24 protein-coding genes and 1 other annotated feature are annotated in these 24312 nt (G+C 45.2%); all 24 genes read right to left on the bottom strand.

The window, feature by feature from the left end; all coding sequences use genetic code 11:
• Nucleotides 1-47 precede the first annotated feature (47 nt).
• Nucleotides 48-659, bottom strand: coding sequence for an orotate phosphoribosyltransferase (gene pyrE / locus GZ22_RS06250; RefSeq protein WP_038560030.1), 612 nt, complete (start codon nucleotides 657-659; stop codon nucleotides 48-50).
• Nucleotides 643-1359, bottom strand: a complete 717-nt coding sequence (gene pyrF, locus GZ22_RS06245; protein ID WP_038560027.1) for an orotidine-5'-phosphate decarboxylase — start codon at nucleotides 1357-1359, stop codon at nucleotides 643-645. Before pyrF ends, pyrE begins: the two co-directional genes overlap by 17 nt.
• Nucleotides 1331-2266, bottom strand: coding sequence for a dihydroorotate dehydrogenase (locus GZ22_RS06240; RefSeq protein WP_038560025.1), 936 nt, complete (start codon nucleotides 2264-2266; stop codon nucleotides 1331-1333). Before GZ22_RS06240 ends, pyrF begins: the two co-directional genes overlap by 29 nt.
• On the bottom strand, nucleotides 2263-3033 hold the full coding sequence (locus tag GZ22_RS06235; RefSeq protein WP_164072049.1) for a dihydroorotate dehydrogenase electron transfer subunit: 771 nt from the start codon (nucleotides 3031-3033) through the stop codon (nucleotides 2263-2265). The genes GZ22_RS06240 and GZ22_RS06235 overlap by 4 nt, the downstream gene beginning before the upstream one ends.
• Entirely contained in the window at nucleotides 3030-6227 is a 3198-nt protein-coding gene (carB, locus tag GZ22_RS06230; protein ID WP_038560019.1) for a carbamoyl-phosphate synthase large subunit, read from the bottom strand. Before carB ends, GZ22_RS06235 begins: the two co-directional genes overlap by 4 nt.
• Nucleotides 6220-7320 carry a carbamoyl phosphate synthase small subunit gene (locus GZ22_RS06225; RefSeq protein WP_038560017.1) on the bottom strand — a complete coding sequence of 367 codons (1101 nt, stop codon included), beginning with the start codon at nucleotides 7318-7320 and terminating at the stop codon, nucleotides 6220-6222. Before GZ22_RS06225 ends, carB begins: the two co-directional genes overlap by 8 nt.
• The gene (locus tag GZ22_RS06220) at nucleotides 7317-8597 is read right to left on the bottom strand and encodes a dihydroorotase (protein ID WP_038560014.1); all 1281 of its coding nucleotides are present in this window, start codon (nucleotides 8595-8597) and stop codon (nucleotides 7317-7319) included. The genes GZ22_RS06225 and GZ22_RS06220 overlap by 4 nt, the downstream gene beginning before the upstream one ends.
• Entirely contained in the window at nucleotides 8557-9480 is a 924-nt protein-coding gene (locus GZ22_RS06215) for an aspartate carbamoyltransferase catalytic subunit (RefSeq protein ID WP_038560011.1), read from the bottom strand. Before GZ22_RS06215 ends, GZ22_RS06220 begins: the two co-directional genes overlap by 41 nt.
• 13 nt (nucleotides 9481-9493) lie before the next feature.
• Nucleotides 9494-10864 carry a solute carrier family 23 protein gene (locus GZ22_RS06210; protein WP_038560008.1) on the bottom strand — a complete coding sequence of 457 codons (1371 nt, stop codon included), beginning with the start codon at nucleotides 10862-10864 and terminating at the stop codon, nucleotides 9494-9496.
• A gap of 134 nt (nucleotides 10865-10998) precedes the next feature.
• A complete protein-coding gene (gene pyrR / locus GZ22_RS06205; RefSeq protein WP_038560005.1) occupies nucleotides 10999-11544 on the bottom strand; it encodes a bifunctional pyr operon transcriptional regulator/uracil phosphoribosyltransferase PyrR in 546 nt (181 codons plus the stop codon).
• Between the two features lie 171 nt (nucleotides 11545-11715).
• Nucleotides 11716-12627 (bottom strand): RluA family pseudouridine synthase, encoded by a 912-nt coding sequence (locus GZ22_RS06200; protein WP_038560003.1) that lies wholly within the window; start codon nucleotides 12625-12627, stop codon nucleotides 11716-11718.
• Nucleotides 12624-13088, bottom strand: a complete 465-nt coding sequence (gene lspA / locus GZ22_RS06195) for a signal peptidase II (RefSeq protein WP_038560000.1) — start codon at nucleotides 13086-13088, stop codon at nucleotides 12624-12626. Before lspA ends, GZ22_RS06200 begins: the two co-directional genes overlap by 4 nt.
• 113 nt (nucleotides 13089-13201) lie before the next feature.
• On the bottom strand, nucleotides 13202-15955 hold the full coding sequence (gene ileS / locus GZ22_RS06190; protein ID WP_038559997.1) for an isoleucine--tRNA ligase: 2754 nt from the start codon (nucleotides 15953-15955) through the stop codon (nucleotides 13202-13204).
• A 62-nt stretch (nucleotides 15956-16017) separates the two neighbouring features.
• Nucleotides 16018-16238, bottom strand: a binding site (T-box leader).
• Between the two features lie 69 nt (nucleotides 16239-16307).
• A complete protein-coding gene (locus GZ22_RS06185) occupies nucleotides 16308-16808 on the bottom strand; it encodes a DivIVA domain-containing protein (RefSeq protein ID WP_038559994.1) in 501 nt (166 codons plus the stop codon).
• Nucleotides 16809-16880: 72 nt separating this feature from the next.
• Nucleotides 16881-17654, bottom strand: coding sequence for a YlmH family RNA-binding protein (locus GZ22_RS06180; RefSeq protein WP_038559991.1), 774 nt, complete (start codon nucleotides 17652-17654; stop codon nucleotides 16881-16883).
• A gap of 18 nt (nucleotides 17655-17672) precedes the next feature.
• Nucleotides 17673-17933 carry a YggT family protein gene (locus GZ22_RS06175; protein ID WP_038559989.1) on the bottom strand — a complete coding sequence of 87 codons (261 nt, stop codon included), beginning with the start codon at nucleotides 17931-17933 and terminating at the stop codon, nucleotides 17673-17675.
• 6 nt (nucleotides 17934-17939) lie between these two features.
• A complete protein-coding gene (locus GZ22_RS06170) occupies nucleotides 17940-18386 on the bottom strand; it encodes a cell division protein SepF (protein WP_038559986.1) in 447 nt (148 codons plus the stop codon).
• A gap of 14 nt (nucleotides 18387-18400) precedes the next feature.
• Nucleotides 18401-19081 (bottom strand): YggS family pyridoxal phosphate-dependent enzyme, encoded by a 681-nt coding sequence (locus GZ22_RS06165; protein ID WP_038559984.1) that lies wholly within the window; start codon nucleotides 19079-19081, stop codon nucleotides 18401-18403.
• A complete protein-coding gene (pgeF, locus tag GZ22_RS06160) occupies nucleotides 19078-19890 on the bottom strand; it encodes a peptidoglycan editing factor PgeF (protein ID WP_038559981.1) in 813 nt (270 codons plus the stop codon). The genes GZ22_RS06165 and pgeF overlap by 4 nt, the downstream gene beginning before the upstream one ends.
• Before the next feature lie 61 nt (nucleotides 19891-19951).
• Nucleotides 19952-20218 carry a YlmC/YmxH family sporulation protein gene (locus GZ22_RS06155; protein ID WP_038559979.1) on the bottom strand — a complete coding sequence of 89 codons (267 nt, stop codon included), beginning with the start codon at nucleotides 20216-20218 and terminating at the stop codon, nucleotides 19952-19954.
• A gap of 180 nt (nucleotides 20219-20398) precedes the next feature.
• Nucleotides 20399-21181, bottom strand: coding sequence for an RNA polymerase sporulation sigma factor SigG (gene sigG / locus GZ22_RS06150; protein WP_038559975.1), 783 nt, complete (start codon nucleotides 21179-21181; stop codon nucleotides 20399-20401).
• A 125-nt stretch (nucleotides 21182-21306) separates the two neighbouring features.
• Nucleotides 21307-22020 (bottom strand): RNA polymerase sporulation sigma factor SigE, encoded by a 714-nt coding sequence (sigE, locus tag GZ22_RS06145; protein WP_038565729.1) that lies wholly within the window; start codon nucleotides 22018-22020, stop codon nucleotides 21307-21309.
• Nucleotides 22021-22043: 23 nt separating this feature from the next.
• The gene (spoIIGA, locus tag GZ22_RS06140) at nucleotides 22044-22964 is read right to left on the bottom strand and encodes a sigma-E processing peptidase SpoIIGA (RefSeq protein WP_038559972.1); all 921 of its coding nucleotides are present in this window, start codon (nucleotides 22962-22964) and stop codon (nucleotides 22044-22046) included.
• Between the two features lie 174 nt (nucleotides 22965-23138).
• Nucleotides 23139-24308 carry a cell division protein FtsZ gene (gene ftsZ, locus GZ22_RS06135; RefSeq protein WP_038559969.1) on the bottom strand — a complete coding sequence of 390 codons (1170 nt, stop codon included), beginning with the start codon at nucleotides 24306-24308 and terminating at the stop codon, nucleotides 23139-23141.
• Nucleotides 24309-24312 lie beyond the last annotated feature (4 nt).

The raw sequence follows: 24312 nt of genomic DNA, 5'->3' as shown, positions 1-24312 counted from the left end.
TTATATCTGAGAATCATAAATAGAAATGTATTTATCGCTGCTTCTCTTTACAACTCATTACGCCATTCTAGAAGTTCCTGTTTTTCCTGAGAAGTTATCGTTGTTTCTTTTGTAAGTATATCTACTAACTCATCAAAATTAGTCAACGTCTCAAATGGAACACCAATTGCGGCAAAGTTATCATCCGCTTTTTTCAGATTGTAGCTGAATATCGCCAATACCTTTGTCACTATTGCCCCCGCTTCCTGCAGTGCTTGAACCGTGTTAATGACAGAGCCACCAGTTGAAATAAGATCTTCAATGACGACGACATGTTTACCTGCAACGTTGGCTCCTTCGATTTGGTTGCCTTTTCCGTGTCCTTTTTTGCTGGATCGGACATAAATCATCGGCAGATCTGCTTTATCAGCAAGCCACGCTGCATGTGGGATTCCGCCTGTAGCACATCCTGCGATGATATCCGTTTCCGGTAATTCAGCGAGTTTCTGCTGAAACTGCCGTGCTATAGCTGTCCGCACTTCCGGATGACCAAGCGTCAGCCGATTATCGCAGTAAATCGGCGAGTGGATACCAGATGCCCAAACAAAGGATTTAGAGGGATCAATTTGAATCGCATCGATAGAGAGCAATGCTTCTGCAATATTAGTTGTAGTTGTCATAGTTTTTCCACTCCTCGATTACTTGTTCGTATGCTTGTTTTGGGTTGGATGCTGCTGTAACGCTTCTGCCGATTACGAGATAGTCTGCTTGCATTTTCCTAGCACCAGCAGGTGTTGCGATGCGGTGCTGATCATTTTTGTCGGATCCTGCAAGCCGTATTCCTGGGGTGACAGTCAGGAAGTCTGTTCCGCAAGCTTCCTTGATACTAGCGGCCTCATGAGGAGAACAAACTACCCCATCAGCACCTGCTGCTTTGGACAATTCTGCAAGATGCAAAGCATAAGCAGCAAGCTCCATCGGCTGTTTAAGGTCGGTCTGAACCGTGTCTTCATCCATTGATGTCAGCATAGTAACAGCTATCAATTTAGGAACTGTAACTCTTGCTCCTTGCAACAGACCTTCTTTTGCCGCTTCAATCATCTTTGCTCCGCCTAACGCGTGAACATTGAGAATATCTACATCTAGTCCTGCTAGATTACGCATAGCACTTTTGACGGTATTCGGTATGTCATGCAGTTTAAGATCGAGGAATATTGGATGATTATTCTCTTTCAGCTGGTGAATGATGTACGGCCCTTCTCGATAAAAAAGCTCCATTCCGACTTTAACCGGAACCTCAGCAAGACTATGCCGTTCGAGGAAATGCAGCGCTTCTTTCCCGGTAGGGAAATCAAGCGCGAGATAGATTGGCGTCTGCATATTCATGCCCCTTTCCGATTGCGTCCTCGACACTTGTGAAACCATATTTCTGTAAGACATCAGGCAAGTTCTGAATGATTTCAGTACAGACGAATGGATGCTGGAAGTTAGCAGTACCTATTGCTACAGCTGATGCGCCCGCTAAAAGGAATTCCAAAACATCCTCTGCTGTTGTGACGCCTCCCATACCGATGATTGGCAAGTTGGTCATTTGACGTATCTGGTAAACCATACGAATCGCTACCGGTTTTATGGCAGGTCCAGACAATCCGCCTATTTTATTAGCAAGCAATGGTTTTCTTCCCGCTAAATTAAGTTGCATACCTGTTAGTGTATTGATTAAGGACAACCCATCTGCCCCGCCTTCTTCCACTGCACGGGCGATAACCGTAATGTCGGTGACGTTTGGAGAAAGCTTGACATAGACTGGCACTCCACTTACTTCTTTCACCGCTGCTGTAACCATTTTGGCAAGCTCCGGATCGGTACCGAACTGAACACCGCCTTCTTTCACATTCGGACAGGAAATGTTTAGCTCGATTGCTTTTATGACTGGATCTCTGCTGATTTTACGCGCCACTTCCACATACTCTTCCACCGTGCTGCCTGCCACATTGGCAATGATCGGCGTGTCATATCCAGCCAAAAACGGAAGCTCTTTTTCTATGATTTGGTCCACTCCAGGATTTTGTAAGCCAATTGCATTGAGCATACCCGAAGTAGTTTCAGCAACACGCGGAGTCGGATTACCATAACGTGCTGTACCGGTTGCCGCTTTAATCGTAATCGCGCCGAGAAGGTTCAAATCATATAGCTCTGCATATTCCTTACCGAAGCCGAAACATCCGGAAGCTGGTAAAATAGGATTTTTCATCTCCAAGCCTGGAAGATTCACTGCTAAGTTCATGCTAGCACAACCTCCTTCGCCCGGAAGACGGGACCGTCTTTGCATATTTTCTTATAACCGCTTTCGCTGTCAGGTGCTGGTACGACACATGCGAAGCAAGCACCAATTCCGCATCCCATTCGCTGTTCAATCGAGATGTAGCCTTCTTCCTCTTCAAGCTGGGTAGAGACAGCTTTGAGCATGCCTGTTGGACCACAAGTAAAAAATTGATCGAAAGTGAATGCTTCTTTTTTAATAATATCCGTCACAAATCCTTGTTCTCCGGCGCTTCCGTCATCTGTCGCAAGATAAAAGTTTCCAAGTTTACGAAATTCTGCTTCATAGAAAACTTGCTCTTTGTTTTGGAATCCAGCTACCATCGTTACCTGGATGCCTGTTTCCCTTAGCCGCTGTGCCAGATAATAAAGAGGTGGTACGCCGATTCCACCGCCAACCAGCAATGCATGCTCTATTTGAAGTTCATCGACTGGATAACCTTGACCACATGGTCCAAGCGCATCCAGCTGATCTCCCGGCTCTGCTTTGGCCAGTGTGTTTGTACCTTCTCCGAGAAGTTTGAAGATGATCGTGATGGTGGACTCCTGCTTATCTACACCAGCAATACTGATCGGACGGCGGAGCATATGATTGCTGCCTTCTCCTACAAGCAAATGGAGGAATTGACCGGGCAGGATGTTCTCCTGCGCCATCTTTCCCCTAAAAGTCATTTGCACTGTATCTTTTGCAATTGTCTCTCTGCTGATAATCTCAAGATGTTCATGAATCAAGATGATATACCTCCTGCTACTACAGGTTTGGCAGTGAACGTCATCGATTCAATAATAGTTGCGATCGCTTTAGCCGTATCTAAACTAGTCAGACAAGCAATACCATGCTCGACAGCTTCTCGTCGGATAAGGAAGCCGTCCGATCTAGGCTGTTTGCCAGAAGTTAATGTATTTACCACAAATTGTACATCGCCGTTTTCAATAATTGAGATAACATTCTGTTCAGAAGCACCGACTTTTCCTACTGTTGTAACCGGAAGTCCTGCTTCTTCGACTGCTGCACTCGTTCCTTCGGTTGCGTACAACTGGAAGCCGAGCGCATAGAATAGTTTGGCGATTTCCAATGCTTCTTCTTTATCTTTATCAGCTACAGTGAGTAGAATAGCGCCTTCTTGCGGTAAAGATAGACCAGAAGCAAGTAATCCTTTGTATAGAGCTTTTTCAAGTGTGCGATCATGTCCGATTGCTTCGCCTGTTGATTTCATTTCCGGCCCGAGCAACGTATCGACACTTCGCAGCTTCTCAAAGCTGAATACAGGTACTTTCACGTACACATCCTCTGGTTCCGGTAAAAGTCCGGAAACATAACCCATGTCAGGAAGCTTTTCACCTAAGATTGCACGCGTTGCGATATTTGCCATCGTTACGTGCGTAATTTTGGACAGGAACGGAATCGTTCGGCTGGCACGCGGATTCACTTCCAGGACATAAGCTTTGTTTTGATGGATAACGAACTGGATATTGATTAAACCTTTTACTCCAAGAGCCTTCGCGATTTGCATTGTCGCATCTATACACTGCTGGCGGCATTCCTCGGTTATCGTCTGTGTCGGATAGACAGCAATGGAATCTCCTGAATGGACACCGGCACGTTCGATATGCTCCATGATGCCTGGGATGATCGTCGTTTCACCATCACTAATGGCATCTACTTCCACCTCGATACCAGTCAAGTATTGGTCAATCAGAACTGGATGATCATGTCTGACATGCACACGTTTCTCCATGTAAGTCTGTAATTCCTCATCATTGTAGACGATTTCCATATTGCTTCCGCCTATCACATAGGAAGGACGTACAAGTACGGGATAACCTATCTTTTCTGCTGTGGCTGCAGCATCCTCTAGTTTTGTGATAGAAGCTCCATCTGGTTTGGCAATCTTCAATTCATCAAGCAGTCTTTCGAATTTATCCCGGTCTTCAGCCGCATCAATTGCCTGCAGAGACGTTCCGAGCACCTTCACACCGCGACGCTCCAACCCTTCTGCAAGGTTGATAGCTGTCTGACCGCCAAATTGAACGATGACACCCAGCGGGTTCTCAAGGTTGACGACATGCATCACGTCTTCCAGTGTGAGCGGTTCGAAATACAGCTTATCGGACACACTGAAATCTGTCGAAACAGTTTCTGGATTGCTGTTGATGATGATTGCTTCATAACCCGCTTCCCGGATGGCCAGGACGCTATGGACTGTTGCATAGTCGAATTCTATTCCCTGTCCTATTCGGATCGGGCCGGAACCGAGTACGATCACTTTTTCTTTATCGGAAGCGGCAGATTCATTTTCTTCTTCATAAGTGCTGTAGAAATAAGGAGTTTGCGATTCAAATTCCGCTGCGCAAGTATCCACCATTTTATATACAGGTTGCAGGTCGTTTTCAATACGGAACTCGTATACTTTGTCCTCGGTTGTATTCCACCAGTAAGCTATTTCCCTGTCTGAGAATCCTTTTTGTTTTACTTCCTTTAATAATTCCAGTTCCCATGGCTGTTCTTGTAACGCTGTCTCCATTTCAATCAGTGCTTCAATTTTCCAAAGGAAGAAGCGGTCAATTTTAGTTAGTTCGTGTAGCTGTTCAATTGTGTATCTGCGGCGAAAAGCCTCAGCTAGGACAAACAGTCGTTCATCATCAGCTTTGATAAGCCGATGTTCCATCTCCTCATCGCTCATGGATTCAAGATTGATAGATGCAAGACCGTTTGCTTTGTTATCAAGGGAACGGACACCTTTCAGTAAAGCTTCTTCCACGTTACGGCCAATCGCCATTACTTCTCCAGTAGCTTTCATTTGTGTTCCTAGTTTGCGGTTGCCGCTGACGAATTTATCAAATGGGAAACGTGGCAGCTTGGCGACAACATAGTCTAGTGCTGGCTCAAAGTAAGCGTACGTTGTTCCTGTCACTGGATTCTTAATTTCATCCAATGTTAATCCTACAGCAATTTTAGCTGCCATCTTGGCGATCGGATAACCCGTTGCCTTGGAAGCAAGTGCGCTTGAGCGGCTAACACGAGGGTTTACCTCGATGATGTAATAGTTAAAGCTGTGCGGATCCAGTGCCAGCTGTACATTACAGCCTCCTTCAATCTGCAGCGCCTTGATGATTTTTATCGAAGCATTTCGCAGCAGCTGGTATTCGCGGTCGCTCAGTGTCTGAGAAGGTGCGACGACAATGCTGTCCCCTGTATGAATGCCGACTGGATCGACGTTTTCCATATTACAGACAACGATAGCCTGATCATTTTTATCTCGCATTACTTCATATTCGATTTCTTTGAATCCGGCAATATTCCGTTCAATTAGACATTGTGTTACTGGGGAGAGCGCTAATCCATTTTTTGTGATCTGTTTCAATTCTTCTAGGTCGTAGCACATTCCTCCACCTGTTCCACCCAGTGTATAAGCCGGACGTACAATAAGAGGGAAGCCGATCTTTTCTGAAAAGGCGACTGCACCTTCTACTGTAGTAACGATCTCGCTCTCTGGTACTGGTTCTCCAAGACGGTTCATCAAATCGCGGAATTGCTCTCGGTCCTCTGCCTGCTGGATTGCTTCAAGGGATGTACCAAGCAGTTCAACACCGAATTCTTTCAAGATACCTGAGTTATCAAGTGCAACAGCCAAGTTCAAACCTGTCTGTCCGCCAAGTGTTGGCAGCAATGCATCCGGCTGTTCTTTACGGATAATCTTACTTAGGAATTCCACCGTCAGCGGCTCCATGTAAACAGTATCCGCAACAGTGTGATCCGTCATGATGGTAGCAGGGTTGGAGTTAGCGAGAATAACCGTATATCCTTCTTCGCGCAGTGCCTGGCATGCTTGTGTACCGGAATAGTCGAATTCCGCTGCTTGCCCGATTACGATCGGTCCGGAACCAATGACAAGTATTTTCTGGATATCAGTGCGTTTAGGCATAAGTAGCTTCCTCCTTGGATGTTTGTTTGATTTGTGCTGTCATAGTAAGGAAGTTATCAAATAGATGGCGAGTATCCTCAGGACCAGGTGCTGCTTCCGGATGATATTGCACACACATGACCGGATAATTCCGGTGTTTAAGACCTTCTACTGTTCCGTCATTCAACGCGACTTGCGTCAAAATGAGATCCGTCGCAGCTAGGGATTCCTTTGTAACTGTATAGCCATGATTTTGTGAGGTGAGGTATGTTTTTCCTGTCTCCAAGTCTTTGACAGGATGGTTGGAGCCCCGATGCCCGAACTTCAGTTTTTCTGTATTAGCACCAGCTGCCAATGCAATTAGCTGGTGACCGAGACAGATACCGAATATAGGTACTTGGCCTATTAGCTCACGAATAGTTTGTATGGCGGGTTCCACATCTTTCGGATCACCAGGTCCATTCGTCAGCATAATACCATCAGGGTTTAAATGGAGGATTTGTTCGGCTGTGTAATGCCAAGGTACAACTGTGATATGACAGTCGCGGGCCGCCAATTCTCGAAGAATGCCGTGCTTCATGCCAAAATCCATAACTACGATGCGTTTGCCGCGTCCTGGTACGACATAAGGTTTAGCTGTACTCATACGTTGTACTTGATCGTTTGAAAGTGTGATTGATTCCCAAGTAGCATGTTTTTCAAGTGTCTCGACTGCTTCTGTCAATCTAGCTTTCATTGCGCCTTGTTTGCGGATGATTTTTGTCAGTTTACGAGTATCAATTCCTGCGATGCCAGGTATCTGATGAAACTTGAGGAAAGCATCAATCGTGTGCTGTTTCCGGAAGTTAGAAGGTGCTGCAGCTGCTTCTTTCACAACCAGTGCCTGAATGGATGGCTGTATGCTTTCGAAGTCATCGCTGTTGATACCATAGTTGCCGATCAATGGATACGTCAGTGTAACGATCTGACCGCAGTAGGAAGGGTCGGATATAATCTCTTGATAACCTGTCATTCCTGTGTTGAAGACGATCTCTCCAGTTGTTGCGCTATCGCTGCCAAACGCTGTGCCAGTAAATACTGTACCGTCTTCTAGGATAAGTTGTCGTTTTTTCATTTTACCGCTTCCTTTCTGTAGACGATTTCTCCGCCAAAGATTGTCATCGTCGGCTCTCCTTTGTAGCGCCAGCCGATAAATGGTGTATTTGTTCCTTTTGATTGGAATTGATCCGGATTTACTTCCCCTTTAGCTTCAAGGTTCAATACAGCTAAGTCTGCTGCTGCACCGATTTCGAAGCGGCCATACGGAAGACTGAATGCCTGTGATGGCTTGATCGTAAGCCAATCAATCAGCTGATTGAGCGTAAAGATATCTGTCTCAACAAAGTGTGTGTAAAGCAGGCTGAAAGCAGTTTCTGACCCAACGATACCGAATGATGCATCCAGCATGCTGACGTTCTTCTCTTCTGCTGTATGCGGTGCATGATCTGTCGCGATCATATCAATCGTTCCATCAAGCAGTCCCTCGATCAGTGCCTGACGATCAGCGTCAGATCTGAGCGGCGGATTCATCTTGAAGTTTCCATCGTCTGTTTTGATATCTTCATCGATCAGAAGCAAGTGATGCGGTGTCACTTCGGCAGTCACACGTATACCAGCGCGTTTTGCATCTCGAACTACCCGGACTGATTCCTTTGTACTCACATGGCAGATATGATAATGACAGCCAGCAGCTTCAGCCAGCAAAATATCACGGGCTATATGTACAGACTCGGAAACACTATTGATACCCGGCAGACCAAGTCTCTCGCTAGCTGTACCTTCGTGCATGACTCCTCCTGGAACGAGACTGTCGTCTTCGCAGTGTGCTACAACAGGAATTCCGAGCCTTGCAGCGCGCTGCATCGTCTCCAGCATCATTCCAGCTGACTGGATGCCAAGGCCATCATCGGTAAAGGCAAAAGCTTCTTGCATGTTTTCCATGTCTACTATCTCTCGGCCTAATTGCTGTTTCGTGATAGCAGCATACTGCAGGACGCGAATTACGCCGCTTTCTTCGTTGCGAGCCATGATGGATTGCAGCGTTTCTGGGCAGTCTGGTGCAGGTCTGAGGTTAGGCATAGCAGCTACTGTCGTAAACCCACCTCTGGCAGCTGCTTTTGTACCTGTTTCAATCGTTTCCTTTTTTTCTGCTCCTGGTTCACGCAAATGTACGTGAACGTCCACAAAACCTGCCGTTACAAGCTGACCTTCCAAATCTTCTACATGATCTTCTGCTGTAATATGGATTTGATTAGCAATATCAGAGATGATTCCATCCTCGATTTTCACCATTACTTCTTCCAGTTTCTGATCAGCTGTTAACTGCTTCGCGTTTGTTAAGATTGTAGCCATGCTTGATTCCCCATCCTTCCAATAGTGTAATAATAACTGCCATTCGTGCCGCTACGCCGTTTTCCATCTGGCGGAAGATTCTAGAGCGTGGTGCTTCAACGAGACTGTCGTCGATTTCAATGCCTCGATTGACTGGTGCAGGATGCATAATGATCGCATGCTGCTGCATCCTTTTTTCTCTTTCTACAGTCAGTCCGTATTGTTCCAGATAATCAGCAGACCCGCCTTTTGTTTCGTGGCGTTCAAACTGGATACGAAGAAGCATCATGACGTCACATTGTTCTACTGCCTCATCCATACTCAATACCGGGATACCAAGTGTTTCATCCATCCATTCCGACTTGCCAGCTGCAAAGACGTGCGCCCCCAATTTGCGCAGTGCCATTGCATTACTTCTAGCAACCCGACTGTGACGAATATCACCGGCAATCACGATTTTCAAGTCCTTGAATTGTCCATACTCCTGGTATATCGTCATTAAATCAAGCAAGCATTGTGTCGGGTGCTCCCCTTTTCCGTCACCGGCATTAATGACCGGTATATCCAGCTTTTCAGCAAGCATATCTGCTGTCTGTTCCTCTGGATGACGGATGATAATGACAGAAGCGCCGATCGATTGAAGGGTCTTCGCGGTGTCGTAGACGGTCTCGCCTTTTGTCACGCTGGATGCCTCTGCGGCAAAGTCCAGCACTTCCAGGCCGAGTTTCCGTTCTGCTACGGTAAAGCTCATCTTCGTCCGTGTGCTCGGCTCGAAGAATAGATTGGCTGCGAACAGCTGCTCCCTGTATCCTGATACCCCCTGTACCTGTATGTCTGTAGCGAGCTGTACGAGCTGTAGCAGTTCTCCTGCAGTAAGATGCTTCATCGATACGAAATGCTTCATGTCCTTCTCCTCCTTATTTGGATGCTGCTTGTTTCTGATCCTCGACTGTGAACAGACTGCCATTTCCAAGACCGGATTCTTTGCCCGGCAATACAAGGTTCAAGACGACACCAACTAGTGCTGCTAATGCCATGCTGTTAATTTCTAAGTCTAGATCGGCAATCTGGAAGCGAAGGAAAGCTCCGCCGATTCCGATGACCAAGATAATCGAGCTGATGATTAAGTTACGTTTGTCCCCTAAATCCAGCTGACTGTCAATCATTGTCCGCAAGCCGCTAGCAGCGATAATTCCAAAGAGCATGATACTCACGCCGCCCATGACGGCAGATGGTACTGAGCTAATCAAAGCTGTGATCAAGCCCGTGAAGCCGAACAGTATAGCAAGTACTGCTGTACCACCGATGACGAAGACACTGAACACTCTCGTGATTGCCAGCACCCCGATGTTTTCCCCGTAAGTTGTGTTCGGTGGTCCACCAAGCAAGGATGCGATTATCGTCGCTACTCCGTCACCTGTCAGTGAAGAATGTAAACCTGGCTTGACGAGCATGTTCTGATCGACAATCTTAGATAATGCAAGCTGGTGTCCGATATGTTCGGATACCGTTACAACTGCTATTGGCACCATGGTGAAGAAGAGCTGCCAGCTGAATACATCGGCGACGTTGTAATCGACAAACGGTATGGTAAAGTTCGGTACAGTGAAGATTCCGCTAAAGAAAGCACCGATGCTATCCGCTGTAACAATCTGGTTCCAAGCCGCCTGTACACCGCTTGTGTCAACGATTCCTTGCGTGAGGGCGAAGACGTACCCACCGATGATTCCGATTAGGACCGGAATCAATCCAAGGAACCCTTTCAGGAAGATTGAAGCTACTACTGTTATTGCTAACGTAACTAGTGCGATTGTGAAGTATTTTGTGCTGTATTCCCCTGTGTCAGGTGCATTCATTGCCATATCCACCGCAGTAGGTGCCAGTGCCAGACCGATGACGATGATGACTGGTCCAACAACAATCGGCGGTAACAGTTTGATGATACTTTTCATTCCACCGAGACGGATTGCGAGTGCAACTACACCATAAGCAAGACCTGCGAAAAAGCTGCCAATCATGGCGCCGCCGATTCCAGCAGCTTCAATCGATTGCGTTATCGGATAGATAAAGGCAAAACTCGAGCCTAGATAAGCTGGCACTGACCCTTTTGTGATCAAGATGAATGCGAGTGTGCCGACGCCGCTTGATACAAGTGCTACAGCCGGATCAAGTCCGGTTAGCGCCGGCACCAGGATCGTGGCACCGAACATTGCGAATAAATGCTGTAAGCTGAATATGATCCATTGATTCCATTTTGGTATGTCGTGTATGTTTAGTGCTGGCTTCATCAGTTTCTCTCCTCTTTTTCCCCTATAAAAAAAGCCTCTTCGCGATTATGGTCGCAAAGAGGCACACGTCTGCCACTTCCGTGACGACGTAGCTTGCGACCTTGTAAGCCTCTCTGGACTTCCATTAAAGGTCCTTATTCATTTTCGTAAATATCCACGCTCTCGTAATCATCCGTCTCTTCCAACTCGACGACGATGACTTCCGATTGAGATGTCGGAATGTTCTTCCCGATATAATCGGCCCGAATCGGTAGTTCCCGATGGCCTCGGTCGATTAAAACTGCTAATTGGATCTGCGCTGGACGTCCCGCGTCCATGATCGCATCCATTGCAGCTCTAACCGTTCTTCCTGTGTATAATACATCATCAATCAAGATGACATTCTTATTCGTTAAATCCGTTCCAAGCTTTACTGGCTGCACCATCGGCTCCTGATTGTCAGAAGCATGTGCCAAATCATCACGGTATAACGTGATATCCACTTCTTCAAGCGGTACAGTCACTTGTTCAATTCCTTCTATCTTCTGCTGCAGGCGTTTCGCGATGGGAACACCTCTCGTCTGGATACCGACAAGCACCAAGTTTTCAGGTCCTTTATTGCGCTCTAAGATCTCATGTGCAATCCTCGTAAGTGCACGTCCAATCGCAGCCTGATCCAGCAGGGTTGCTTTCTTATTCATTTTCTTCCCACCTTCCCTTGAAGCTATGAAAAAACCCCTTATCACCATGAGGCAATAAGGGGCTTGGATACATACGTATCCTGTTCATCTCCGCTTCCTTATCAGCCTCTCTGGACTGTCTTAAAGGTTCTTATTCAACTTCATTCAGTATCGCATGTCAGGGAACTACTGTCAAGCATTGAACTTCAACTTGTCCAATTCCTCTTGGAACACAGCTGGAACAGGTGCTTCGAAATGCATCCATTCTCCTGTGATTGGATGGTTGAAGCCAAGAACAGCAGCATGAAGCGCTTGACCGTCGATATCCAACGTTCTGCGCGGACCGTATTTCGGATCTCCAGCAAGCGGATAGCCGATATATTGCATATGAACACGAATCTGGTGTGTCCTGCCTGTCTCTAGTTTACATTCTAGATACGTGAATTCTTCGAAGCGCTCCAGCACTTCGAAATGTGTCACAGCAGGCTTTCCGTTTTCAACGACTGCCATTTTCTGGCGGTCATTCTTGTCACGTCCAATTGGTGCTTCAATTGTACCAAACTCGTGGTCAATCACACCATGGACAATTGCACGATATTTTCGTTCAATGTCATGTTCTTTCAGCATATCTGTCAATTTTTGATGCGCTTTATCATGCTTAGCGACTACTAAAAGGCCGCTTGTATCCTTGTCAATACGATGCACGATCCCAGGACGCATTGTTCCGTTGATACCAGAAAGATCTTTCAGATGGTAAAGCAGAGCGTGAACCATCGTACCAGACTGATGACCGTTGGATGGATGTACTACCATACCGCGCGGCTTGTTCACAACTGCAATATCCGCATCTTCATAGATAATCTCAAGCGGAATATTCTCCGCTTCAATTTTCATTTCCTCAGGTTCCGGAATCGACCACTCGATTACGTCTCCCTCTTGCATAGTATACTTATTCTTAACCTTGGTGCCGTTCACAGTAACAAGATCTTCTTTGATCCAGCTCTGCGCCTGACTCCGGGAGACATCCTCCTGGATATCAGATAACAGCTTATCTATGCGCAAGCCCGCTTGCTCGGCTGCGACTGTATGTTCCAACTTACTCATGCTTCTTTTCTTCCTTTCTTTCGCTCATCAAGCAGCATTGCAATAATGATGAGGATTACACCTACAACCAGACAAGAATCTGCCACGTTGAAGATTGGATAATGATAGTCACCGAATCGTGTATCAACGAAATCGACGACTTCCTTACGAAACAGACGATCGATGAAGTTACCGATAGCTCCGCCTAGTACAAGCGAAAGTCCAATGCCCGTCAATTTGCTTTCCTTACTATATTTCACAATAAAATAGCTGACTATGACAATAACTATTGCTGTTACAAGATAGAAGAACCAAAAATGACCTTCTAAAATCCCCCAAGCCGCTCCTCGATTACGATGAGAAGACAGGTACAGGAAATTTTCGATGACCGGAATTGACTCTCCTTCTGTCATATTTTTCACTACAGCCAATTTCGTTAGCTGATCAATGATGATCAGAATAATCGCGATGACAAAATACATGGACTCCATTTCCTCCGTTCAATACAATCTATCTTGCATTTTACCATAGATACGATGAAAAAGATTGTCCAGATAAAAAGAAAAACTCCGCCTAAAAGCGAAGCTTTCTCTTCTTACGCGTGATAGTGTGCTTCCACGATGCTAGCACAGCGTGAACATAGTTCAGGATGCTTCTCATCCTGTCCAACAGTGTCGGAAGCAACCCAGCAGCGTTCGCATCGGTCAGCCGGATGTTTTTCCACACGGACAGCCACATGCTCATAATCAGCAGCATCAGCATCTGAATCCACCACATTAGCTTCAGATACGATAAGCAATTGATGCAAATTATCAATTCCTTGAAGCAGCTGTTTTGTTTCATCATCTTTGGCAACGATCGTTAGTTTGGATTCTAATGATTTACCGATGACTTTCTCACTGCGGGCAATTTCCAATGCTTTCAAAACATCATCGCGTACTTTGATGAAATGATCCCATTTTGTCAACAGTTCATCATGATCTGCAATTTCTACAGCTTCTGGGAAGTCTGACAGTTGAATGCTCTCTGCTTTCTCACCAGGGATGTAACTCCATGCTTCCTCAGTTGTATGAGCAAGGATAGGTGCAAGCATTTGCAGAAGCGATTTTACAATTTCGTAATACGCAGTCTGAATGCTGCGGCGTGCTGGATGATCAGCAGCCTCGATATAAAGGATATCTTTACCGAAATCAAGGTAGAACGCACTAAGTTCTACTGAACAGAAGCTTAGGATTGCAGAATATACATCAGCAAATTCGTATTTGTCATAGCTCGCGCGAACGTGCTTAGTCAAATCAGAAAGCTTCGCAAGCATATAGCGATCTACTTCCACCATGTCAGCATGCGCTACGCTATCCTTAGCAGGATCGAAATCATGCAAGTTGGCGAGTAAGAAACGGAATGTATTCCGGATTTTACGGTAGCCTTCGGATGTCTGTTTGATGATCTCATCAGAGATACGAACATCAGATTGATAATCAACTGAAGCAACCCATAGACGAAGGATATCTGCACCATACTGCTTCATGATTTTCGCCGGTACAACGATGTTGCCAAGCGATTTACTCATTTTCTTACCTTTACCGTCCAATGCGAATCCGTGGCTAAGAACTGCTTTGTACGGTGCTTTACCTGTTACAGCAACAGCAGTAGTCAAGGAAGAGTTGAACCATCCGCGATATTGGTCAGAACCTTCAAGGTATAAATCTGCCGGACGCTGCAATTCCGGACGGTTTACTAACACACCTTGGTGAGAAGAACCAGAATCGAACCATACGTCCATGATATCTGTTTCTTTCGTGAAGATGCCGTTCGGGCTATGCTCGGAAGTAAAGCCTTCTGGTAATAGATCTTTCGCTTCTCTTTCGAACCAGATATTTGAGCCGTGCTCAAGGAACAGGTCGGAAACATGCTGGATTGTTTCTTGCGTGATGATTGGCTCTCCATTTTCCCCGTAGAATACAGGAATCGGAACACCCCACGCACGCTGACGGGAAATACACCAGTCCTCGCGATCACGGAACATGTTATAAAGGCGTGTTTCGCCCCATTTCGGGAACCATTCCACTTCTTTGATCTGTTCAATGATTTGTTCGCGGAATGCTTTGATGGAAGCGAACCATTGAGCAGTTGCACGATAGATAACTGGTTTCTTCGTACGCCAGTCATGCGGGTAAGAATGCGTGAAGAACTCAAGTTTCAGTAATGCGCCTTTTTCTTCAAGCAGTTCTGTGATTTCTTTGTTGGCCGTATCATAGAATACACCTTCAAAACCTGGTGCTTCACTTGTGAATACACCTTTGTCATCTAATGGGCTGATGATTGGCAATTTGTATTTCTGGCTGGCAAAGAAGTCTTCCTCTCCGTGTCCAGGTGCTGTGTGTACACAACCTGTACCGCTGTCAGTCGTAACATGTTCGCCAAGAATGATCAACGATTCACGGTCATAGAAAGGATGCTGTGTTGTAACATACTCCGCTTCTTTTCCTTTGAATGTTTTCAGTACTTCAGGACTGCTCCATTCAAGTGTTTCGGTAACGTTGCTAAGCAAGTCTTCTGCCACAACATATTTTTCTTTGCCAACTTGTGCTACAACATACGTCACTTCTGGATGAAGAGAGATCGCGACGTTAGCAGGCAATGTCCATGGAGTTGTTGTCCAGATGATGAATTTCTCGTCACCTTGGAACAAGTTTTTCCCGTCTTTTACTTGGAAAGCTACATAAATCGATGCAGAGCGTTTGTCTTGGTACTCGATTTCCGCTTCTGCCAAAGCAGATTCAGAAGATGGAGACCAGTATACTGGCTTCATACCTTTGTAGATGTAGCCGCGCTCTGCCATTTCACCGAAGACTTTAATTTGTGCTGCTTCATAATCCTTCGTCAATGTGATATAAGGATTATCCCAATCACCGCGAACACCTAACTGTTTGAACTGTGTGCGCTGGTTATTGATTTGCTGCATTGCATATTCCGCGCAAAGACGGCGGAATTCTGCGACAGTCATTTTCTTGCGGTCAACCTTCTTCTTCGTAAGTGCTTGTTCAATCGGTAGTCCGTGTGTGTCCCAGCCTGGAACATATGGTGCATGAAAGCCGGACATTGATTTATAGCGAACGATAAAGTCCTTCAATACTTTGTTAAGCGCATGACCCATATGAAGGTCACCATTAGCATATGGAGGTCCATCATGCAAGACGAAGAGCGGACGTCCTTCCGTTCTTTCCTGCACTTTTTTGTAAATGTTTTGTTCTTCCCATTCCTGCTGCATTTTTGGTTCTTTGTTCGGCAGGTTGCCGCGCATCGGGAAAGCCGTTTCCGGCATCAGCAATGTTTCTTTGTAATCCAATGTGATTTCCTCCTTATGATGACCGATAATTTTGGGCAAAAAAACGAGTCTCTCATCATCCCAGAAGGGACGAGAGAGACTCGCGGTACCACCCTTATAGACAGACTAGTATCATCTATCCACTCGAATTCGTAACGTGAATGAGACGTCCATTTCTACTGCTTGCGGTTCGAATGGAAACTAGCGGGTGATGTTCGAAAGAAATACCGTACCAGGCTCTCACCTTCCCTGGCTCGCTTTGAAAGCGGTATGGACTTCCTACTGTCCCGATCACAGTCTTTATATCATGGTCATGTTGTTTGCTAATAATAGTAAAATTATATGTAAGTTTGCGAAAAACGTCAAGCGTACTTTATTCCGCCGTCTCTTCCTCAGGTTCATAAGCAACTTCTGTTGCGAACAATCCATCCCAATCATCCGTTTCAATCATCTCAAGTTGCGCTTCCACAAGCATCTTCAATCGTGTGCGGAATACTTTTGCTTGTTTTTTAAGATCCTCAACTTCCAAAGCAATCTGACGGGACTTTGTAAGGGATTCATTGATGATACGGTCTGCATTCTTTTCTGCTTCCTTAATGATCAGCTTGGACTCTTTCATTGCATTGCCTTTTACTTCTTCAGCAGTCTCCTGCGCCACAAGGATCGACTTATTTAGTGTCGTTTCAATATTATTGAAATGACCAAGCCGTTCTTCGAGCTGCTGCATGCGCTCTTCCAAATCCTTCTTCTCACGGATGATGATCTCATAATCCTTGATTACTCTATCGAGGAAGTCGTTTACATCATCTTCATCATAACCGCGGAATCCGCGGGCGAACTCCTTATTGTGAATATCCAAAGGTGTTAATGGCACGACGGCCACCTCCTGTTAAAGAATCTATAATAGCTGTTATTCGACAAAGATAGCATAAAATAACCGTTACGGCTACTTTAATTTTTCCAATGTAATGCGCTGCTTGTCCTTCTTCGTTGTACCTTTCACTTCTGCAAGCTTGCCTCTGCCCATGCCTCGCAAGGATAGGAGATCTCCTTCAGCCAGCTGAAAGCTGACATCCTCGACCGTCTTGAAATTAACTTTAACAAGACCTTTTTGAATACGCTCAGCTGCCTGCTGGCGTGACATACGATAGAGCTCTTTTATGATAGCATCCAGCCTAAGAGAGGAAACGGTTGTTTCGCTCGTAACCCATTCCACCTCTTCAGGCCTGAACCGATTTGGATCCACCGATTCCCATGTTACCTTGGCTCTTTTGACCACAACTAAATTTGCACGTATGTAGGTAGTTATATCTGATGTAGTGAAAAGTTGTATTACGCCTTCACCCACACTGATATCGCCCAATTTTTTACGATCAATTCCAAGGGAAAGGAAAGATCCCATTACATCTCGGTGTTCCAGTGTGACAAACTTTTCGGGATAAGTAGCCTCAAGCAGCTCGATACTAAAATCCCCAGGTGTAATTGAATCATATAGCGGTGCGATAATTCCCCGTTTTCTTTCTGCTTTCTCCGTTCCGCCTGACAAAGACCACTGCAGTTCAGTTTGGCCGCCTAACAGCTGCCTGAAAATAAGCTGTTCCCGGGGATCCAGGAAATCGGTCACCCGGGGCTGGTATTGACGTTCCACTTGTTCCATCCAGGAAAGGATCTGATCGATAAAAGGGCGTTCCTCTTCCCGGTAATGCTGATAGATGCTCACGTTACTATATACTCCTTATCAATAGAAAATCGCCGCATAAATTGTATACAATCCACTCTCCGCTAATCGTAAAACAATAATTCCAACAATTGGAGAAAGATCTATCATTCCTAGTGGCGGGATAAACCGTCGAAATACATCCAAATATGGTTCACAGATCCTGCCTAAAATTTCGCCGAACGCCGACTGCCTGGCTCCCGGGAACCATGACATGAGAATATAGATAATTAGCGCAAAGGAATATACTGTGAAAACTGTACTAATTACGTACCAAAGCATTTGCTTCTACCACCTCTTATTATAGTCATCCTGCTCCTCTATCATATCGGATATGCTACCGGCAAGTTCAATATTGTCCGGAGCACACAGGAAGGTTTGACTGCCCAGCTTCTGGATATCTCCATTGAGGGCGTAGACTGTACCGCTAAGAAAATCGACAATCCGTTTTGCCTGATGATGGTCAACACGCTGCAAATTGAGCACGACCGCTCTCCTGTTCACAACATGATCGGCGATTTCTTGCGCTTCGTTATATGTCCTCGGCTCACAAAGAACTACTTTAGAGGACGATTGTACACTTTTCAGGCTGACAACGTTCTGATTTTGATTACGCTCTCGCCCGTTCTGTGGATACGGCTCGATTTCCTCTTGTTCGTTTTGCTGTTCTTCGACGTATTCATATTCTTCATCATCTACAGTAAAGAAATTTCTCATCTTATTTTTGAAACTCATTTTCTTCACCTCGCTCATTTATATGGACCTACAAGAGCAGAACCGACCCGGATATGAGTCGCTCCTTCTTCTATCGCGATTGTGTAATCATTACTCATTCCCATGGATAAGTATGTACAAGGTGCATGCAGCATATCTGCAGCTCTTACTTCATCTCGAAGCTGCCTCAAACCGCTGAACACACTGCGAAGTACATCTTCCTTCTCTGTATTCGGTGCCATTGTCATCAAACCGACAACCTCAATTGCCGGAAACCCTGCAAGCTGCTGGATAAAACCTAGCGTTTCTTCAGGTGACACGCCTGATTTGGTAGCTTCTCCGCTCACATTGATTTGGACAAAGCATTTGATTTTCTTTTCTGCCCGTTTTTGAATTTCCTTCGCAAGTGACAATCTGTCTAATGCATGCAGATAGTCCACCTGATTGATGACATCTTTTACTTTTCTTGTTTGCAGACTGCCGATGAAATGCCATACAGCTTTTTCTCCGATAGCTGCCTGCTTCTCAAGAAAACCCTCGATCCGATTCTCGCCCAAATCGACAATACCAGCATCGACAGCTTCTTCTGTTCGTTCAATTGTAACATATTTCGTAACGGCAAGGAGTGTTATATCCTCGGAATTTCGTCCGGTTTTAGCGGCTGCTATGTTAATTTCCTGCTGGATCTGTTTCAAATTCTCTTGTACTGTATTCATGCCTGCTCCTCTTTCATCCCGATAAAACCGATCATCCTTCCGGTTTTTCCTTGATCTTCCCGATGTGAATAAAACTCTGGGGAATCGTATGTACAGTATGCTGCTGTAAGTATGTTATCATCTTGAATGCCTGCTTGCAGCAAATACAACCGATTAAGCATCTGCAAATCAAGATAGTATCGATCAGATCCGCTTGGCAACAGTACCTTAGCCCGGAACTCCTCCGGTATCTGCTGTACAATATAATCGTCCACTTCATATCTGTTTTTCGATATACATGGTCCGATCATCGCTTGTATACTTTCTCTGTCTGCTCCATTTGTACAAAGAGCCTCAACCATTTTCCCCGCCATATCAGCAACAGTTCCACGCCAGCCAGCGTGTGCCATTCCAATCCAGTCACTTGTGCTATCGAAAAAATAAAGAGGCACGCAGTCAGCAAAGAAAGCAGCTAGAAGCATACCTTTTTCATTGGTGATAAGGCCATCCACGGATGGGAGACTATCAGTTAATTCCCTACTTCCGCGACCAGCTTCCCTTTTGGTGGCGACTGCAATTTCTGTCCCATGGACTTGTTCTCCTAATATCCATGTATCCAGAGGAAACTGAATAGCTTCGGCAAGAAGCTGACGGTTATGGACAACATCTTCTGGCTCATCGCCGATATGAAGTCCCATATTCAGACTATCAAAAGGTGCTTTGCTCACACCATTGTATTTTGTTGTAATGCCACTTACGATGTTAGCAGGAACTGACCATCCGCCAAGCTCCATATACATCCCCTTCAAGTTGGAAGCTGTTTCTTTCATATGGTACTCACTCCTCTGATTGCTTTTATAGTACCATATTTCAGCTGTATTCTGTACAAGATTACTTGCCCGCCACCTCCGTAACAGGTGCTTGCTCAGGACTTTTGATCAAGATAACATCTGTTCCAATCGTGATGATCTGATTCCATGGAACGACTAATTCTTCTTCCTTTCCGAACAGCCCCATCATCTTCCCGCGAAGTGTCACAATAATTGCTGATATATGACCATTTTGCTCATTGATCTCCAAATCAGACACATTCCCTACTTTTTTCCCATTCTCCATCAGAACAATATCCTTCATTTGCAATTCGGTTAGTGTCATCATTTCTTGGCCCCTTTTCTTTTTTTCTTTTAGTCTATGCGGCCAAGCTTAAGATTTAGCATATAAATATAAAAGAGATTTTTTGCCAAACAAAAATCCGAACAGTGCAAATTTCTCAATAAATTTGCGCTGTTCGGACCTTATTCGGATTACGAGTATTACTTAACTTGTTATTTCTTAGCTTCACTCGAACATTTGTTTATTCATCTCTTCGATTGCTGCTTTTTCCAAACGCGATACTTGTGCTTGAGATATACCGATTTCATCGGCGACTTCCATCTGTGTCTTGCCTTGGAAGAAACGCTTATTCAGAATCATTTTCTCTCTTTCATTCAAACGATGCATTCCCTCTTTTAACGAGAGGTTATCCAGCCAGTTAGCATCATTTTCCGACTCGCTGCGAAGCTGATCTAAAACGAATATCGGGTCACCGCCATCGTTATAGATCGGCTCGAACAAGGAAACCGGATCTTGGATGGCATCCATTGCAAATGTTATATCAGAAGGTTGTACGCCAAGCTCGGCAGCAATTTCTGCTGTTGTTGGATCTTTAGAAGTTTTCGCAATCAGCTGCTCTCGTACTTGCAAAGCTTTGTATGCTGTATCACGCAAGGAACGTGACACACGAATCGGATTGTTGTCTCTTAAGTAGCGGCGGATTTCTCCAATGATCATTGGCACTGCGTATGTAGAAAAACGCACATTATGCTTCAAATCGAAATTATCAATGGATTTCATTAGTCCAATACAGCCTACTTGAAAAAGATCGTCGACATATTCACCTCGGTTATTGAAACGCTGAATAACACTGAGCACGAGGCGGAGATTTCCATTGACGAGTTCTTCACGGGCATAAATGTCGTCTTCTTGCTGCATGCGGATGAAAAGCTTTTTCATTTCCTCATTTTTGAGTACTGGCAGTTTTGAAGTATCTACTCCACATATTTCCACTTTCTGTCTCGACATGTTACTTGACCTCCCGAATGAAGATACGATGCAAGCACAGTATCTCCCCGCGGGAATTTTTTTATGCAAAGACAAAAAGTGCCTGACATTGTCCGACTATGGACGAATACAGGCACCAGTAAGGCTTAGACCATTTTATTAAATTCTTTTTGCAATCGGCGTATGATCTTTTTCTCCAGCCGCGAAATGTAGGATTGAGAGATACCAAGCATATCAGCCACATCTTTTTGCGTTTTCTCTTCCTGACCGATTAGCCCAAAGCGCAGTTCCATGATTTGCTTTTCTCTGTCATTAAGCTGTTCCAATGCTCTTTTTAATAAATTCTTATCTACATTTTTCTCGATATCCTTCGTAATGATATCATCATCTGTTCCTAGAACATCTGATAAAAGCAGTTCATTGCCATCCCAATCAATATTGAGCGGTTCATCAAAACTAATTTCTGATTTTAGTTTGCTATTACGGCGTAAATACATGAGGATTTCATTTTCGATACAGCGGGAAGCGTATGTTGCAAGCTTGATTTTTTTCTCTGGATTGAATGTGTTCACTGCTTTGATCAAACCAATTGTTCCAATACTAATCAAATCTTCGATATTGATACCAGTATTTTCGAATTTCCTTGCAATATATACCACTAGACGCAGATTGCGCTCGATGAGCATCGCCCTTGCCGATTTATCACCTGTAGGCAGAAGTTGGAGCAATTTGAACTCCTCTTCTTTCGATAATGGGGGTGGCAGGGCCTCGCTACCACCGATATAGTAGATTTCCTTTCGCTTGATTTTAAGCTTGACGAGAATTTTATACCACCATATTTTTAGCTTCCATGTTTTCATTCCCATGTTTATCTCCCTTCTCCTTAGCCCGCTTGCGTGCTGGCATCGTGTACAAGTGACGGATGTAGCAGACAGTGATAACGGTGATCTGCGGTAAGATTGCCGAATTGGATTCCAATCCAGACCCGGTCCGTTTCAATCGGGCTTTGATCCATTTCAATCAGGATGCTATCCGGCTTTAAAACCAACATTAGAGCACCTTCCCCATTCACACCCTGATACGGAACGACAGAAAATTCATATGGCCAATCCTCAGGCAATAAATCCAAATCCAAATTGTCGTTTGCTCGGGCTAACAGCTGCCAATCTTCTTCAGTGAACCAGTTTCGTAAAAAAAGTTGATCACAGATTACGACAGGCCGCTTCGTCAGCGGATCAGACAGGTGATTCCCGCTATCGATGAAGCCGTCTGTTTTATGTGAAATGCCATTGATGCTCACTTGAACGGTGTGCAGCTGATCATAACGGAATTGTTCAAAGCGCTGCTTGTCCATTCTGCTTTTTGTAAAGTACAAAGCAATCGGAAACATGATGGCTACGAAAAGCCAGCTGACGTGATCACCATATCCTGTGCTTACAGTCAAGAATGAAGCAGGAGTGAATGCAGCTTGGGTCTGCAGCATATAATGGATGGCGAACAGACTGCCTCCTGCTGCGAAGGTAATAAAATAAAATAACAGCAGCATTTTAAGAAAACGGGTGACAGACCGGAATCCGAAAGCAGTCCAGATGATTAGCATGGAAAAAAGTAATTTCCCTACCGGGTGGGCCAGAAAGCTGTCTGGAAAATAGACTGTTACTGGAACAATGAGTGAAGCAACAACGGCGCCTGCAAATATACGAAGCTTGGGTACTTGCAACCTTGCAATTGCTTGCGTGCATAATAACAGCAGCCAGTCCAAAAAAAGATTGAGTGTCCAGACTGCATCCAGATAGATTGTCACGTCAGCTAACCCCTTCTCCTTTAATAGATGAAGCTAGTATAACGGAGAGTAGATTCAAATGCTGTCAGTTTATGCACGCAGCAGCGCACTATTTTTATGTATTTTCCGCCTAATTTGTCTAACATTTCTTGGCATAAAAAAAAGGATAGCATCATAGGATGCTATCCTTTTTACTTATTTTCTGCGGTTGCGATTGCGTAGGAATGTCGGGATATCCAATGTATCCTCTTCCTGCTTACGCGGCTGTTGCTGCTGTGGAGATGGTGTTTCTCGGCGCAGTTCTTCCCGCTCTCTTCTTCTTTCAGAAGTTGCTGGCTGCTGCGGCTCCCGAGTTTCCTTCTCTGCCGGACGTGCTTTCGGACGAGGAGCATTCATAGCTTGCTGGATTTGAGCTTCATCGAAACCTGTCGCAATTACAGTCACGACGATTTCATCTTTCAAATCTTCATTGATAACTGAACCGAAGATTACGTTCACTTCCTGGTCAGCTGCACTCGTTACGATATCAGCCGCTTCCTGTACTTCATACAGGCTTAGGTTTGTGCCCCCGGAGATATTCATAAGAACACCGTGTGCTCCATCAATAGAAGTCTCTAATAACGGAGAACTGATAGCTTTCTTCGCAGCCTCAGTTGCGCGGTTTTCACCAGTTGCAATACCGATACCCATTAGTGCTGATCCTTTATCTGCCATGATCGTTTTCACGTCGGCAAAATCGACGTTGATCAAACCAGGAACAGCAATTAATTCGGAAATACCTTGTACACCTTGACGAAGGACATTATCCGCTTCACGGAATGCCTCAAGCATCGGTGTGTTTTTATCAACAATTTCAAGCAAGCGGTCATTCGGGATAACGATAAGTGTATCTACGCTGCCCTTTAACGCATCTGTTCCAGCTAGAGCCTGTGTCTGACGTTTACGCCCTTCGAAAGAGAAAGGACGTGTAACGATTCCGACTGTTAGAGCGCCAAGCTCTTTGGCAATCTGTGCAATAACTGGTGCAGCACCTGTACCAGTTCCGCCGCCCATACCTGCTGTAACGAATACCATGTCAGCTCCTTGAAGAACTTCCTGGATTTGTTCTTTGCTTTCTTCTGCTGCTTTGCGACCTACTTCCGGGTTGGCACCAGCACCAAGTCCGCGAGTTAGTTTCGCACCAATTTGCATTTTAACATCTGCTTTAGATAGATTCAGTGCCTGTGAATCTGTGTTCACTGCGATGAAGTCCACGCCTTGGACGCCATGTTCGATCATTCGGTTGACGGCGTTGCTTCCGCCTCCGCCGACGCCGATGACTTTTATTGTCGCTAATGTTTCCATATTTGTGTCAAACTCTAACATCTTA

The organism is Terribacillus saccharophilus (assembly GCF_000725365.1).
In the GTDB taxonomy this organism is placed as follows: domain Bacteria; phylum Bacillota; class Bacilli; order Bacillales; family Amphibacillaceae; genus Terribacillus; species Terribacillus saccharophilus.
Note: the sequence above shows the minus strand (reverse complement) of the source record. Positions and strands in the feature narration are given on the sequence as shown.